The organism is Frigoribacterium sp. CFBP 8754 (assembly GCF_014841815.1).
GTDB lineage: Bacteria > Actinomycetota > Actinomycetes > Actinomycetales > Microbacteriaceae > Frigoribacterium > Frigoribacterium endophyticum.
The window spans coordinates 834788-848578 of record NZ_JACYUO010000002.1; the positions used below are offsets into that span (position 1 = coordinate 834788).

Annotated in this window: 12 protein-coding genes and 1 pseudogene; 3 read left to right on the plus strand and 10 right to left on the minus strand. The window is 70.9% G+C overall.

Going from position 1 to position 13791, the window contains the following annotated elements:
• Positions 1–146: 146 nt before the first annotated feature.
• From purH to sucC, 5 genes are all read right to left on the minus strand, one after another.
• Positions 147–1814, minus strand: a complete 1668-nt coding sequence (purH, locus tag IFT72_RS10275) for a bifunctional phosphoribosylaminoimidazolecarboxamide formyltransferase/IMP cyclohydrolase (RefSeq protein WP_192046320.1) — start codon at positions 1812–1814, stop codon at positions 147–149.
• Positions 1811–2404, minus strand: a complete 594-nt coding sequence (purN, locus tag IFT72_RS10280) for a phosphoribosylglycinamide formyltransferase (RefSeq protein WP_056057207.1) — start codon at positions 2402–2404, stop codon at positions 1811–1813. The genes purH and purN overlap by 4 nt, the downstream gene beginning before the upstream one ends.
• A gap of 35 nt (positions 2405–2439) precedes the next feature.
• The gene (locus IFT72_RS10285; RefSeq protein WP_192046321.1) at positions 2440–4113 is read right to left on the minus strand and encodes a DUF6350 family protein; all 1674 of its coding nucleotides are present in this window, start codon (positions 4111–4113) and stop codon (positions 2440–2442) included.
• Positions 4114–4303: 190 nt separating this feature from the next.
• Complete coding sequence (gene sucD / locus IFT72_RS10290) at positions 4304–5188, minus strand: succinate--CoA ligase subunit alpha (RefSeq protein ID WP_056057209.1); 885 nt, start codon at positions 5186–5188, stop codon at positions 4304–4306.
• Positions 5189–5202: 14 nt separating this feature from the next.
• Positions 5203–6366 carry an ADP-forming succinate--CoA ligase subunit beta gene (gene sucC, locus IFT72_RS10295; RefSeq protein WP_185233800.1) on the minus strand — a complete coding sequence of 388 codons (1164 nt, stop codon included), beginning with the start codon at positions 6364–6366 and terminating at the stop codon, positions 5203–5205.
• Between the two features lie 300 nt (positions 6367–6666).
• On the opposite strand from sucC, the gene IFT72_RS10300 reads away from it, so the two are divergent.
• The 3 genes from IFT72_RS10300 (at position 6667) to IFT72_RS10310 (ending at position 9145) form a co-directional block, all read left to right on the plus strand.
• The gene (locus IFT72_RS10300; RefSeq protein ID WP_192046322.1) at positions 6667–8358 is read left to right on the plus strand and encodes a RecQ family ATP-dependent DNA helicase; all 1692 of its coding nucleotides are present in this window, start codon (positions 6667–6669) and stop codon (positions 8356–8358) included.
• A gap of 75 nt (positions 8359–8433) precedes the next feature.
• Positions 8434–8844 (plus strand): ester cyclase, encoded by a 411-nt coding sequence (locus tag IFT72_RS10305; RefSeq protein WP_056057216.1) that lies wholly within the window; start codon positions 8434–8436, stop codon positions 8842–8844.
• A gap of 67 nt (positions 8845–8911) precedes the next feature.
• The gene (locus tag IFT72_RS10310; protein WP_185233806.1) at positions 8912–9145 is read left to right on the plus strand and encodes a hypothetical protein; all 234 of its coding nucleotides are present in this window, start codon (positions 8912–8914) and stop codon (positions 9143–9145) included.
• A gap of 100 nt (positions 9146–9245) precedes the next feature.
• On the opposite strand, the gene IFT72_RS10315 is transcribed toward IFT72_RS10310, so the two are convergent.
• From IFT72_RS10315 to IFT72_RS10335, 5 genes and pseudogenes are all read right to left on the minus strand, one after another.
• Complete coding sequence (locus IFT72_RS10315; protein ID WP_185233808.1) at positions 9246–9962, minus strand: ABC transporter ATP-binding protein; 717 nt, start codon at positions 9960–9962, stop codon at positions 9246–9248.
• Positions 9959–11242, minus strand: a complete 1284-nt coding sequence (locus tag IFT72_RS10320) for a hypothetical protein (RefSeq protein WP_185233810.1) — start codon at positions 11240–11242, stop codon at positions 9959–9961. The genes IFT72_RS10315 and IFT72_RS10320 overlap by 4 nt, the downstream gene beginning before the upstream one ends.
• Positions 11239–12135 carry a hypothetical protein gene (locus IFT72_RS10325; protein ID WP_192046323.1) on the minus strand — a complete coding sequence of 299 codons (897 nt, stop codon included), beginning with the start codon at positions 12133–12135 and terminating at the stop codon, positions 11239–11241. The genes IFT72_RS10320 and IFT72_RS10325 overlap by 4 nt, the downstream gene beginning before the upstream one ends.
• An 83-nt stretch (positions 12136–12218) precedes the next feature.
• Complete coding sequence (locus tag IFT72_RS10330) at positions 12219–12632, minus strand: hypothetical protein (RefSeq protein ID WP_185233814.1); 414 nt, start codon at positions 12630–12632, stop codon at positions 12219–12221.
• 630 nt (positions 12633–13262) lie between these two features.
• Positions 13263–13727 (minus strand): annotated as a pseudogene (locus IFT72_RS10335) (ATP-dependent DNA helicase PcrA); the annotation flags it as partial.
• Positions 13728–13791: the final 64 nt, after the last annotated feature.

The window sequence follows — 13791 nt, forward strand, 5'->3', positions numbered from 1 at the left end:
TCGGCTGCGGGCAGCCTCACAGACTATGTGATCCGTTGCGCACCCCGCAAGACCAGGTGGTTCGGACGAACGAGCCGGACGCCGGACGACGGCCGCCCCGCCACGACGGGTCGTGACAGGGCGGCCGGAGAGCGACGCGGGCGGCGTCAGTGGAAGAAGTGGCGCTCCCCCGTGAAGTACATCGTCACGCCCGCGGCCGTCGCCGCGGCCACGACCTCCTCGTCGCGGATCGAGCCGCCGGGCTGCACGACGGCGCGCACGCCGGCCTCGAGCAGCACCTGCAGGCCGTCGGCGAACGGGAAGAACGCGTCGGAGGCGGCGACCGAGCCGGTGGCCCGCTCCCCCGCCCGGGTCACCGCGAGGTGGCACGAGTCGACCCGGTTGACCTGGCCCATGCCGACCCCGACGGAGGCGCCTCCGTCGGCCAGCAGGATCGCGTTCGACTTCACGGAGCGGCAGGCCCGCCAGGCGAACTCGAGGTCGGCGCGGGTGGCGGCGTCGGCCTCCGGCCCGGCGACCAGCGTCCAGCCCTCGGACGAGAAGGCGTCGAACGAGTCGACCTCCTGCACGAGCAGGCCGCCGGAGACCTGGCGCACCTCCTGCGTCGGGCGGGCGAAGCCCTCGGGCAGCACCAGCAGGCGGATGTTCTTCTTCGTGGTGAGGACCTCGAGCGCCTCGGGCTCGAAGGCCGGCGCGATGACGACCTCGGTGAAGATGTCCTTCACGACCTCCGCCATGGCGCGCGTGACCGGGCGGTTCGCGGCGATGACGCCGCCGTAGGCCGACACCGGGTCGCAGGCGTGGGCGCGGCGGTGCGCGTCGGCGATCGCGTCGGCGGCGTCGGGCGAGGCGACGGCGATGCCGCAGGGGTTGGCGTGCTTGATGATCGCGACGGCCGGCTCGGCGAAGTCGTACGCGGCGCGGAGGGCCGCGTCGGCGTCGACGTAGTTGTTGTACGACATCTCCTTGCCGTGCAGCTGCTCGGCCTGCGCGATGCCCGTGCCCGCGGGCGAGGCGTAGAGGGCCGCCGCCTGGTGCGAGTTCTCGCCGTAGCGCAGGATGGCGAGGCGGTCGCCCTCGAGGGCGACGTGCTCCGGGAAGCCGACCCGCGACTCCTCGGTGCCTGCCTCGGTGCCTGCCTCGGTGCCCGCCTCGGTGCCCGCGGCGGCGTGCTCGGCACGGACGCCGACGTTCTCGGCGAACCAGGCCGCGACGGCCGTGTCGTAGGCGGCGGTGTGCGCGAAGGCCTCGCCGGCGAGGCGCTGACGCTGCGCGAGGGTCGTGCCGCCGAGCGTGAGCGACTTCACGATCTGCGCGTAGCTGGCGGGCGAGACGGCGATCGCGACGTTGGCGTGGTTCTTCGCCGCGGCGCGCACCAGGGCGGGGCCGCCGATGTCGATGTTCTCGACCACCGTCGGGGCGGCGGCGCCCGAGGCGACGGTCTCGACGAACGGGTAGAGGTTGACGACGACGAGCTCGAACGCGGCGATGCCGAGGTCGGCGAGCTGCTGCTCGTGCGACTCGAGGCGGATATCGGCGAGCACCCCGGCGTGGATGCCCGGGTGCAGCGTCTTGACGCGACCGTCGAGCGACTCGGGGAACCCGGTCACGGCGCTGACGTCGGTGACGGAGAAGCCCGCGTCGCGGATCGTGGAGGCGGTGGAGCCGGTCGAGACGATCTCGACCCCGGCGGCGGAGAGCGCCTCGGCGAGGTCGAGCAGGCCCGTCTTGTCGCTGACGCTGATCAGCGCCCGGCGCACCGGCACGGCGTCGCGGTCGCGGTAGAGGGCGGGGTCGATGGCGTGACCGCTCATGCGGTGGGCTCCTGTTCGAGGTCGATGGTCTTCGTGGCGATGTCGTGCACCGTGCGGACGAGCAGCTCGCGCTCGACGATCTTGATGCGGTCGTGCAGCGACGACTCGTCGTCGCCCGGCAGCACCGGGATGCGGCGCTGCGCGAGGATCGGCCCGCTGTCGACGCCGGCGTCGACGACGATGACGCTGGCGCCGGTCTGCTCGACCCCCGCCGCGATCGCGTCGCGGACGCCGTGGGCACCGGGGAACTCGGGCAGGTAGGCGGGGTGGGTGTTGATGAGGTGCGGGCTGAGCGCCTCGACCACCCGCGGCGGCAGCAGGCGCATGAAGCCGCTGAGCACGACGAGGTCGGCGCCCCAGCCGGTCAGCTGCGCGAGCAGCTCGTCGCCCCAGCTCGCGCGGTCGGGGAACGCCGTGAACGGCACGGTGAAGGTCGGGATGCCGAACGCCTCCGCGTGCTCGAGCCCGTCGGCGTCGCGGTCGGCCCCGACGGCGACGACCCGCGCGGGGTAGTCGGCGTGCTGCGCGGCCTCGAGCAGGGCACGCAGGTTCGAGCCGCCACCGGAGATGAGCACCACGAGCTTCAGCACCCGGCAAGCCTAGCGGTGGCCCGACGGGGCCCCGGTCAGCGGGTCAGGCCGTCGATCTGCTCGGTGACGTCGCCGTCGTCGTCACGGGCGCCACGGCCGCTTCCGGTGGCGGTGCCGGTGCCGGCGGGCTCGGGCGGAGTCGCGACCACGTCGATCGGGCCGGTCGCGTCGTCGTCGTGCTCACGGCGTCGCCGCGACGGGATCGACGGCAGGCTCGGCAGCGACGGCAGGGAGGCGCGGGTCGGCAGCCGAGGGAGCCGGCGTCGCGAGGGCGTCGCCTCCGCGTCACCGTGGTCGTCGGTGATCTCCGGCCCGACGGCGTGCGCCTCGTCGCGGTCGCGGTCGCGCCCGGCTCCGGCGGCACGGAGGTCGTCCTCGCGCCGCGTGTGCTCGCGCCGCGCGTCGTCGCGCCTCGCGTCCTCGCGCCGCGCGTCCTCGCGCCGGTCGTCCTCGCGCCCGTCGTCGTCGTGCCCCTCGTCGTCGTGCCCCAGGAACTTGCGGATCGACACGGTCAGCGCCAGCGCCGCGGGCAGCCCGACCTCGAGCGCCGCGAAGGCCCCGACGAGCAGCGGGTCGGGGCCGACGTCGACGAGACGGCCGGGCCCGGCCGAGCCGGAGGCGGCCCAGGCCAGCAGTCCGACCGCGAGGCCCGCGACGACGCCCGCGGCGACGCCGACCACGACGCGGCGCAGCAGGTCGTCGATGCCGGCCCGGCGCAGGGCGGCGTGCACCCGGCCGCGCAGCAGCGTGGCGACGACGAAGGAGGCGACCACGGGCACGAGCAGCCCGACGAAGCCGAACGGGAGGTCGGCCGTCGGCAGGGCGCCGAGGAAGGGCACGGCGGGCAGCGGCCCCACGGTCGTGCCGAGCGGCGAGACGCCCGAGCCGGTGCCCAGCGCGAAGCCCGGGCCGACGAGCCACGAGGCCGCCCAGACGACGAGGTCGGGCAGCAGGGCGAGCTGGCCGAGGGTGAGCGCGAGGCCGCCGAGGAACCCGCCGTGGGCGCCCTCGTAGAGCGTGATGAGCTCGGCGTAGCTGGTCACGAGCAGCAGGCCGACGACGAGGCCCGAGACGGCGAGCAGCACGGCGGCGCTGCCGACGCCGATGCGCAGGGCGGCGGCCGTCACGACGCGGACGGCGCCGGGGAGCCGGCCGACGGTGCGGGCGACCCAGCCCGTGACGGGGTCGGGCTCGGCGTCACGGCGACGCCGCGTCACCTCCGCCATGGCGACGAGCGGCACGGCGTAGACGAGCGTGGGCAGCACGATCCCCTGCACGAACGACGGCGTCGCGAGCTCGTGCCGGGCGCTGGCGGCGAGGCCCGTGCTGAGCAGCGCGAAGGCCCCGATGCTGACGAGGACGCCCATGACGCGGTGCGGCGTCTCGGCGATCGCCCGCCCCGCCCGCACGGCGAGCAGGAAGGTCAGCACGGAGAATCCCAGGGCGGCGATCGTCACCGAGATGGGCGCGTCGGCGCCGGTGACCCCGGAGGCCGCCGCCGTGGCGGGGCTGAGCTGGAGGGTGAGGTCGACGCCGTGGCCGACGAGCCAGACGTCGACGGCGGCGCGCCAGAAGACGATCCAGTCGATCTGCAGGCCGTACTGGAAGGCCCAGAGCGAGCTGAGCACGACGACCGGCAGCCCGACGCCGATGCCGACGACGAGCAGGGCCTCGAGGGCCGCGAAGACGGCGGTGACTGGGCGGTTCATCGGGCTCGACTGTACCGGGGCCGCGCGGGGCCGCCGACCCGCCCCGCGGGCGCGCCGCGCCCCGGCCGCGGCACGACGAACGGGCGTGTGCGACGTCCCTGGGCGGTCGTGACCGCCCGCGGACGCCGCACACGCCCGTCGTGCCGACCGGGGTCGGCGGGGCCGGCGAGGGCCGGCGAGGGCGTCGCGCCTAGAGCGCGGCGTAGACCTCGCGCAGCAGGGCCGCGGTCTCGCTCGGCGTCTTGCCGACCTTGACCCCGGCGGCCTCGAGGGCCTCCTTCTTGGCCTGTGCGGTGCCCGCCGAGCCCGAGACGATGGCGCCGGCGTGGCCCATGGTCTTGCCCTCGGGCGCGGTGAAGCCGGCGACGTAGCCGACGACCGGCTTGGTCACGTGGGCCGCGATGTAGTCGGCCGCGCGCTCCTCCGCGTCGCCGCCGATCTCGCCGATCATGACGATCGCCTTGGTGTCGGGGTCGGCCTCGAACGCCTCGAGGGCGTCGATGTGGGTCGTGCCGATGACGGGGTCGCCGCCGATGCCGATGGCGGTCGAGAAGCCCAGGTCGCGCAGCTCGAACATCATCTGGTAGGTCAGGGTGCCCGACTTCGAGACGAGGCCGATCGGGCCGCTGCCCGAGATGCTGGCCGGCGTGATGCCGACGAGCGACTCGCCCGGCGTGATGATGCCGGGGCAGTTCGGGCCGATGATGCGCGTGGTGCCCTTCGCCTTGGCGAGCGACCAGAACTCCGCGGCGTCCTGCACGGGGATGCCCTCGGTGATGACGACGACGAGCGGCACCTCGGCCTCGATGGCCTCGATGACGGCGTCCTTCGCGAAGGCCGGGGGCACGAAGACGATCGAGACGTCGGCGCCCGTCTTCTCGACGGCCTCCACGACCGTGCCGAAGACGGGCAGCTCGACGTCGCCGTGGGTGACGGTCGTGCCGGCCTTGCGGGCGTTGACGCCGCCGACGACCTGGGTGCCGGCCTTGAGCATCAGGGCGGTGTGCTTGGTGCCCTCGCCGCCGGTGATGCCCTGGACGATGACCTTGCTGTCGCGGGTGAGGAAGATCGACATTGTTCTGAGGTCCTTTACTTCGAAGCCAGCTCGGCGGCCTTGTCGGCCGCCTCGTCCATGGTCGCGACGACGGTGACGAGCGGGTGCGCCGCCTCCGCCAGGATGCGTCGGCCCTCGTCGACGGCGTTGCCGTCGAGGCGGACGACGAGGGGCTTGGTGGCCGAGTCGCCGAGGATGCCGAGGGCCGCGACGATGCCGTTGGCGACCGCGTCGCAGGCCGTGATGCCGCCGAAGACGTTCACGAAGACGCTCTTGACCTGCTCGTCGCCGAGGATCACGTCGAGGCCCGCCGCCATGACCTCGGCGCTCGCTCCGCCGCCGATGTCGAGGAAGTTCGCGGGCTTGACGCCGCCGTGCGCCTCGCCGGCGTACGCGACGACGTCGAGGGTCGACATGACGAGCCCGGCGCCGTTGCCGATGATGCCGACCTCGCCGTCGAGCTTCACGTAGTTGAGGCCCGAGGCCGCGGCCTTGGCCTCGAGCGGGTCGGCCGCGTCGGCGTCCTCCAGCTCGGCGTGCGCGGGGTGGCGGAAGGCGGCGTTCTCGTCGAGCGAGACCTTGCCGTCGAGGGCGACGACGTCGCCCTGCTCCGTGAGCACGAGCGGATTGACCTCGACGAGCGTCGCGTCCTCCCCCTCGTAGACCGCGTAGAGCTTGACGATGACCGGGGCCACCTTGCCGACCAGCTCGTCGGGGAAGCCGCCGGCGCGGGCGATCTCCTCCGCCTTCGCGAGGTCGATGCCGGCTCGCGGGTCGACCTCGACGCGCGCGAGGGCCTCGGGCTTCTCGACGGCGAGCTGCTCGATCTCCATGCCGCCCTCGACGCTGCAGAGCGACAGGTAGGAGCGGTTCGCCCGGTCGAGCAGCACCGAGAAGTAGAACTCCTGGGCGATCTGGGCGCCGCCCGCGACCATCACGCGCTTGACCACGTGGCCCTTGATGTCGAGCCCGAGGATGGCCTCCGCCGCGGCCTGCGCCTCGTCGGGGGTCTTCGCGACCTTGACGCCGCCGGCCTTGCCGCGACCGCCGACCTTGACCTGGGCCTTGACCACGGTGACGCCGCCGAGCTGTTCGGCCGCCGCGCGCGCCTCCTCAGGGGTGTCGGCGACGATGCCCGGCAGGACGGGCACGCCGTAGGACTCGAACAAGTCCCTGGCCTGGTACTCGAAAAGATCCACGCTGTTCTTCCAATCCGCATCGCTGCGCCAGTGCTAGCTCGGTCGTGCCGCAGGGCGGCACCGGCCTCGTCACGGCTCAGCCGAAGTGTCTCGACGTCGTGACGAACAGGCCTCGGCCAGCCTAGCGCCTGGCCTGTGAGCCGCCCTCGGGAGCCGTGACGGGGGTACTCTCCCCGGCCGGGGTACGGATGAGGAGGGATCTCTGCCGATCGCCTGTGCAGCCTGAGCGTGTCGCCGGGGCCGGGAATCTCATGGTCACTCCCGGCGCACCACGGCGCCGCCCGCACCACGAGGAACGCCATGAGCCGCACCGCGACGAAGCCCGCCCACACCGCCCCCGACGCCGCCACGATCGCGGAGACCGCCGCCCGCCTCTTCGAGTGGGACGAGCTGCGCCCCGCCCAGGCCGAGGTCATCACGGCGGTGCTCTCGGGCCGCGACACGTTCGGCATCATGCCCACGGGCTCGGGCAAGAGCGCGATCTACCAGGTCGCCGGCGCGCTGCTCGACGGCCCGACCGTCGTCGTCTCGCCCCTCATCGCGCTGCAGGCCGACCAGGTCGCCGGGCTCGTGGGCCACCCGGACGCTCCCCCGGCCGCCGACATCAACTCCGGGCACTCCGACGCAGAGAACGACGAGAGCTGGCGTCGCATCGAGGCGGGCGAGATCACCTACGTCTTCCTCGCGCCGGAGCAGCTCGCCCGCGACGAGACGGTCGAGCGCCTGTCGCGCGCGGGCGTCGCCCTCTTCGTCGTCGACGAGGCGCACTGCGTGTCGTCGTGGGGCCACGACTTCCGCCCCGACTACCTGCACCTCGGCGAGGTCGTCGAGGCCCTGGGCCGCCCGCCGGTGCTCGCGCTCACCGCGACCGGCTCGGGCCCCGTGCGCAACGAGGTGATCGAGCGCCTGCGCCTCCGCGACCCGCTCGTCATCAGCCGCGGCTTCGACCGCCCCAACCTGTCGCTCTCGGTCGTGCGCCACGAGGACGACGCCGAGAAGCGCCGTGCCGTCGTCGAGCAGGTCGCGGAGCTCGTGACCCCCGGCATCGTCTACGTCGCGACCCGCTCCGAGAGCGAGCGCTACGCCGACGAGATCGGCGAGCGCTGCCCCGACCGCACCGTCGAGGCGTACCACGCGGGCCTCCGCTCGGCCGAGCGAGGTGCCCTGCACGAGCGCTTCCACGCCGGCGAGATCGACGTCGTCGTGGCGACGAGCGCCTTCGGCATGGGCATCGACAAGCCCGACGTGCGCTTCGTCGTGCACGCCGACGTGCCCGAGTCGCTCGACGAGTACTACCAGGAGATCGGGCGGGCCGGGCGTGACGGCGAGCCCGCCGACGCGACGCTGCACTACCGGCCGGAGGACCTGGGGCTGCGGTCCTTCTTCGCGTCGGGGCTGCCGTCCCGTGCCGAGCTGCGGTCGGTGTACGAGGCGGTCCGCGCCTCCTCGGGGCCGGTGCGGCGCACGACTATCGCCGAGGCGACCGATCTCAAGCCGCGGCAGGTGTCGCGCCTGGTCGACCTGCTGCTCGAGGCGGGCACCGTGCGGGAGGAGAAGGAGGGGTACACCGCGACCTCCGGCGTCGACGCCGAGACGGCCGCCGAGCGGGCGAGGGAGACCGCGGAGGCGCGTGACCGGGTCGAGAAGTCGCGCATCGCGATGATGCGCAGCTACGCCGAGGGCCGGGGCTGCCGCCGACGCTTCCTGCTCGGCTACTTCGGCGAGGAGGCGCCCGAGCGCTGCGGCAACTGCGACGACTGCCGCGCGGCCGAGGAGGCTCCCGAGCTGCCGGCCGCCGAGGAGTCGCGGGTCGGGTCAGATGCTCCGGCCCCGCTCTTCGACGCCGACACCCGCGTCACGCACCCCGCCTGGGGCGAGGGCACGGTCATGAGCACGGACGACGACCGGCTGACGGTCTTCTTCGAGAGCGAGGGCTACAAGGTGCTCGCCGTCGCGGCCGTCGTCGAGCACGACCTGCTCAAGGCCGTCTGACACCCCGGCGGAGTAGACCGGGAGCGACCCGAGCACCACCCCCGACCACCGCACCAGGACCACTAGGAGACACGCATGTCGAAGGACAAGAACCTCGCCGCCCAGCAGCTGATCGGCGAGATCCTCACCGCCCGGGAGGTCGACCGCCTCGGCGAGGGCTTCCACGCCGACGTCGTCGACCACGACCCGGCGCCGGGCGCGCCCGCGGGCGTCGCGGGCATCAAGGCGTTCTGGAGCGACTTTTTCACGGCCTTCCCCGACGTCGACCTCGCGGTCGAGACGCTCGTGGCCGACGACGAGAACGTGACCGCCGTGTTCACGATCTCGGGCACGCACACCGGGCCGTTCCAGGGCCACGAGGCGACCGGGAAGTCGTTCACCGTGCGCGGCATCCAGGTCGGCCGCTTCGACGACGACGGCCTGCTCGTCGAGCGCTGGGGTGCCACCGACGAGGCCGGCCTGATGCAGCAGCTCGGCCTGAGCTGAGCGGCTGCTTCTCTCACCACCCACCGCTGTTCCATCCATCCCTGACCCACCACCGGAAGGACGCACCATGAGCGACACCCACGTGCCCGCCGCCTCGGGCGACGAGCCCTACGACGAAGAGACCGAGTTCGAGGAGAGCCAGCAGATCGTCACGAACGACGCGGTCGCCGGCGAGACCGTGCTGCCGGGCCTCGGCGACGGCAACGACGGCCCCACCGGCGGGTCGCCGCGCGAGGCCGAGCCGGGCCTCGCCGACAACGACCTCGCGGGCGAGGACATCGACCTCGACGAGACCGAGTAGACAGCAGCACCGCTACGACGCCCGCCCACCTAACTACGGCGGGCGGGCGTCGTCGTGTCCGGTGTGAGCCGAAGTCGCGCGCTGTCTTCAGTCGCGTCGTTCATCCACCACCCGCAATGGGCAGGGCAGCGCGCACGGGTCCACGGTCGTCTCCGAGCTCACGAAGGCGACGGTCTGCCACCATCACGCGTCGGTGGCAGGCTGCCGCTACGCGAGGACTGTGAGTGGCGATGATGAAGCTGGTTCCGCTCTCCTGAAGACGGGTGAAGAGATCGAGGATCTCGCCTTCGGTGTCCTCGTCGAGGGCGCCGGTGGGCTCGTCAGCAAGGATGAGGGTGGGACGCCTGATGATCGCTCGCGCGATCGCGACACGTTGGGCCTCCCCCCCGGAGAGCTTGGTGACCGGCTTCTTGCCCATGCCCTCCAGCCCTACCAACGCGAGGGCCTCCCTCGTCCGGCGCTCCGGTTGCTCCAGTCCGCGGGCGCCGAAGAGGACGTTCCGTTCAACGGTGAAGTCGTCGAGGAGATCGTAGGACTGCGCGACGAGGCCGATGTGCCGTCGTCGGTGGTCAGCGAGCGGATCGAGGTGCTTCGCCAGCGCCGTGCCTTGGAAGACGTACTGTCCGTCGTATCGACCATCCAGGCCGGCGATGATTCGCAGCAGCGTCGTCTTGCCGCTGCCGCTTCGCCCGAGGAGTGCCACCGAACGCTCGTCAGATGCCATGGTGAAGGTGAGGCTGTCGAATATCGGGCGCATGGCGCCGTTGGGCTCGCGCACGGCTTTGGTGAGCGACTGCAGCCCGAGGAGTTCGGTCATGGTTCGTTCCTTGGACGGTGTCGGATGGTGTGTCGGAGCTGCGTACGGCAACGCAACAGATCCGCGGCCCCCAGCAGGGCGATGAGCGTCAGGCAGAATGTCCGTGCGGACGAATCCTGGTTCGGAAGCAGGTGCGTGACCGCGAGGAATACGACAGCAAGGCTGGCGTACTCGATGGCGACGATGGTCAGCACTGCTCGTCCGAGGTCGCTGCGGCTCTGCCCGAGCTCCCACGCGATGCGAATTCGTCGTTCTCTGCGTCGGGTCGCGCTGTTCGTCAGGATGCCGCTCATCACGAGAGATGCCGCCGCTACAAGGCACTCGACGGTCAGCACCAGGGCGAAGTTGTCGTGAACGAGAGCGCGGACTGAGGCGAACTGCGTCAGGTAGCTCGGCACGCTCAGCAAGGCGTATTGGTCGAACCCTGATGACGTCGCTGCGCTCTGCAGTGTCGTGAAGACCACCGTATCGGGCTGGCCTCGGTCGACGGCGATGTTGGCGTTCAGCATCGCGAAGGCGAGGATGCCGTAGAACCCCGGATCGGCCTCGGCCGCCCCGGTGATGCTTCTCGGGTAGGGAACGACGAGGTGGTCGTCCAGAAAATGATTGATGTCGCCCTGGTAGAACATCGAGGCGTTCGGCGGGAGGAACCCGGCGACCCGCATGCGGGTGGGCTTGAAGTAGTAGTTGGCGGTGAGGCGGTCGCCGACGGCGTAGACACCGTCGTAGTCGGCCCCGAGGAGGACAGGAATCGTTTCGCTGTCGTAGTCGACAGCACCCCAGTCCAGATCGATGTCGTTCTGACCCGCGAGGTTGTAGAAGTCGAAGGTGGATTCGCTCAGCTGCACGGATTTGACGTTCACGACCTGCTTGCCCAGGACCGGATCCTCGTAGGGACCCTGCACTGTCTCCTGGGTTCCGTAGCCTTGCTCGAACGCCTGCCCGCCCGCGAAGTCCGCGACCGGCATGGCCTGATCGAACGCAGAGAGCAGCCGCACGCCTGCAGGGGCGCCTTGCTCGAGGGAGTCATAGAAGGTGGTGACCTTCTCAAGGTTCGCCAGGGACTTCCGGTACTGCTCGAAAAGCGCAGGGTCAGTCAAGCGATCGGTCAGGCCGTACATGTCGACTTCGGCGGAGTCGTCGAAGCTCTGGCTGACCGCATCCTGGGTCGACCGCGAGAAGCTGAATACGTTGTAAAGACTCGTCACGAGGAAGGCGAGCACGAAGACCTTCGCCACGAGACGGCCGTAGGTGCCGCGCAGCAGCGACGACGCGTTCATCTGTCCCTCACCCAGAGCGATGTTGCGAGGGCCCCCGCAGAGACGACGGTGCTCAGCACGAGCGGTGCGCCCGCTGCGGCCGCGAGTTCCGTCGCAGAGCGCAACGCTCCCGCTGAGGCCAGCGCGAGGCCCCAGACCGTCACGAACACAGCCCCAGCGAGCGAGGCGAGAGGGAGAACGCTCAACATCAGCACGCGCAGGCGTCGAGAACCGAGCCGGTACTGAACGGCTGCGACCGGCCTGCGGAAGCCCGCGATGAGCAGCCCGGAGGCCCCCGCACCGAAGAGCGTGAGTCCCCACCCGCACAGGATCACGATCGGTGAGACGTAGTCGATATTGGTGCGTTGATCTGTTCGCCCGCCTACCGGTTCCGTCGCTCTCACCCTCATGTCTGGCAGCGCCTGCGCGCCGCCCTCTACGTCGACAATGACAGGCCCGTCGACGCTGGCGAGGTCCCGGTCCTGCAGCAAGACGTCATGGGCGAGTCCGCTGTCGGCACGGACACCGAGACGGCCGATGACCAAGAACGCCTGCCCCTCGTAGTCGACGTAGCGCCGCCCGTTGTTCAAGCGTGTAGCCACCTGGTGGCCGACGAGAGCAACACGCTCGTCGGTGGCGCGGAACTGTCTTCCTTCGTGGATCGGCAACGGTTCAGGTCGGCCCAGCGTGCGAACCACCCGCAGGTGGCCGCTACCGTCGAGCTCCTGGAAGAGGCGGCCGGTGGGGGGTGTCCTGTCGAGCTCTGCTCGATCGACGACATCGAGCGAGTCGAGCCTCACCGCCGTGGCGCTGTAGAGGTTTCCTCCCTCCAAGGCAACGGCACTGCGGACATCGGCGTAGACGCCGATCCCTGCGCCGAGGGCGCTGAACAGTACTAGGAGCGTCACGCTCAAGAGAGGTTCTCGACGGTTCATGAGGTTCCCGAATGGCTAGAAGCGAGAAGGGGGGGAGGGCAGAACCCTCCCGCCCCGAGGTCCTACCGGCCGTAGTAGGACTTCGCTGACCCCTTGCCGTAGGTGTGGTTCGCGACGAACCACGGCGACGTGGCCTGCGTGCCGCTCGTGCCCCACTGACGACCCGAGCTGGTGAGAACCGTGCTGCCGCTCTCCATCCGAGCAGTCGTGTAGTGGCGCACGCCTACCCACGTCGTCCAGCCCTTCGCGCGCTTGTTCGTGTACCCGTTGACGACCTTCTCTTCAGATGCACCCCGGTGGTTCACCGCGGTCACCGCCGCCGATCTGCCACCGATCTCAGGGCCGGATGAGGTCGAGAACGAACCGGTGTTCTCATCCCACCCACCCAGCTCAGCCGCGCCGGCAACACCAGCCGGCAGAGCTACGGCACCGACAACGAGCGCCGCGACGGCTATCGACATCTTCATTTTCTTCATTTCGATCCTCACCATTGACTGCGAAGAAGGGCAATGGGGCTCCTTGCATACGACTGATGTCGTGCAGCAAGTGACGCCGAACGCCCAGTCGAACCCCAGCGGAAAGTCCGCTTCCCAGCGGCATCCTGCCAGTATTGACATGTTCCACACAAGAACTGGGCGGTATTCATATCGGCAGCCTGACGACGACGGCCTGGCCAGCGAGCGCTGGCGAGCCACGAGGAGGCCTGCCTGATGCGGCAGCTCGGGCGTGCCGCGCCCTACGGCGAGGAGACCACCTTGGAGGAGAGCCAGCAGAACGCCAGGAACGAAGCCGTCGCCGGCGAGACTCGGCTGCCTAGCGAACGGTTCGACAAACGGCCTCTACTCGACCAGCGCGCTCTGCCGCATAGCCAAGCTTGCAGACCCAGGCGCGCCCCTAGACAGGATCCCTCTAGCCGCAAGCTACAGCCATGTGGCCGAAGACCTGGTCGAGGCATCAGCTCGTGGTCCACTGCACGTGAAGGGGCTCGACGTCGTCGACGAAATGCAGATCTTCGTCGGAGGGCGCAGCCATGAGTGGAACCCCGCTAGGTGTCCGGCGCACACCCACGAGAGGGCTTTCATCCATTTCGCGGTTGTCTGTCATCGCTAGACCAACTTCTCGATCGGCGCGACCTTCATCAGCAGCTTCTTGCGGCCGGCCGTGTCGAACAGCACCTCGGCGATGCGGCGGGCACCGACGCCGGTGACGGCCATGACGCGCCCCTCACCGAAGTCGACGTGCGAGATGCGGTCACCCTGCTCGAGCTCGAGGTCGCCGTTGTCGCGCACGGTGCCGGTGACCCGGTTCGACCACTCCGTCTTCGGCTTGGTCTTGGCCGCCGCGGTCGCGCGGTCGTAGCTGCCGCCGCCGTAGCCGCCGCTGGCGCGCGGGGACGAGCCGAGACGGTCGCCCGCACCGCCCTCGCGACGCGCGTTGAGCGCCCGCGGCTGCGTGCCTCCTCGGCTGTCGGCCATGCCGGGCGACTGCTTCCAGTCGATCAGCTCGACCGGGATCTCTTGCAGGTACCGCGACGGCATCGCCACGTTCACCTCGCCGAACTGGGCCCGCGTCGCGATCGAGACAGCGTCGACGGGTAGGGCCCGTCCTCCCCCGCGACGCCCCCCGCCTCGTCGT

What these genes read in the sequence shown, in the direction of transcription:
- sucD (WP_056057209.1), bottom strand. Translation starts at nt 5,188, where the DNA reads ATGTCGATCTTCCTCACCCGCGACAGCAAGGTCATCGTCCAGGGCATC.
- IFT72_RS10305 (WP_056057216.1), top strand. Translation starts at nt 8,434, where the DNA reads ATGTCGAAGGACAAGAACCTCGCCGCCCAGCAGCTGATCGGCGAGATC.
- IFT72_RS10285 (WP_192046321.1), bottom strand. Translation starts at nt 4,113, where the DNA reads ATGAACCGCCCAGTCACCGCCGTCTTCGCGGCCCTCGAGGCCCTGCTC.
- IFT72_RS10330 (WP_185233814.1), bottom strand. Translation starts at nt 12,632, where the DNA reads ATGAAGAAAATGAAGATGTCGATAGCCGTCGCGGCGCTCGTTGTCGGT.
- IFT72_RS10300 (WP_192046322.1), top strand. Translation starts at nt 6,667, where the DNA reads ATGAGCCGCACCGCGACGAAGCCCGCCCACACCGCCCCCGACGCCGCC.
- IFT72_RS10320 (WP_185233810.1), bottom strand. Translation starts at nt 11,242, where the DNA reads ATGAACGCGTCGTCGCTGCTGCGCGGCACCTACGGCCGTCTCGTGGCG.
- IFT72_RS10310 (WP_185233806.1), top strand. Translation starts at nt 8,912, where the DNA reads ATGAGCGACACCCACGTGCCCGCCGCCTCGGGCGACGAGCCCTACGAC.
- purH (WP_192046320.1), bottom strand. Translation starts at nt 1,814, where the DNA reads ATGAGCGGTCACGCCATCGACCCCGCCCTCTACCGCGACCGCGACGCC.
- IFT72_RS10315 (WP_185233808.1), bottom strand. Translation starts at nt 9,962, where the DNA reads ATGACCGAACTCCTCGGGCTGCAGTCGCTCACCAAAGCCGTGCGCGAG.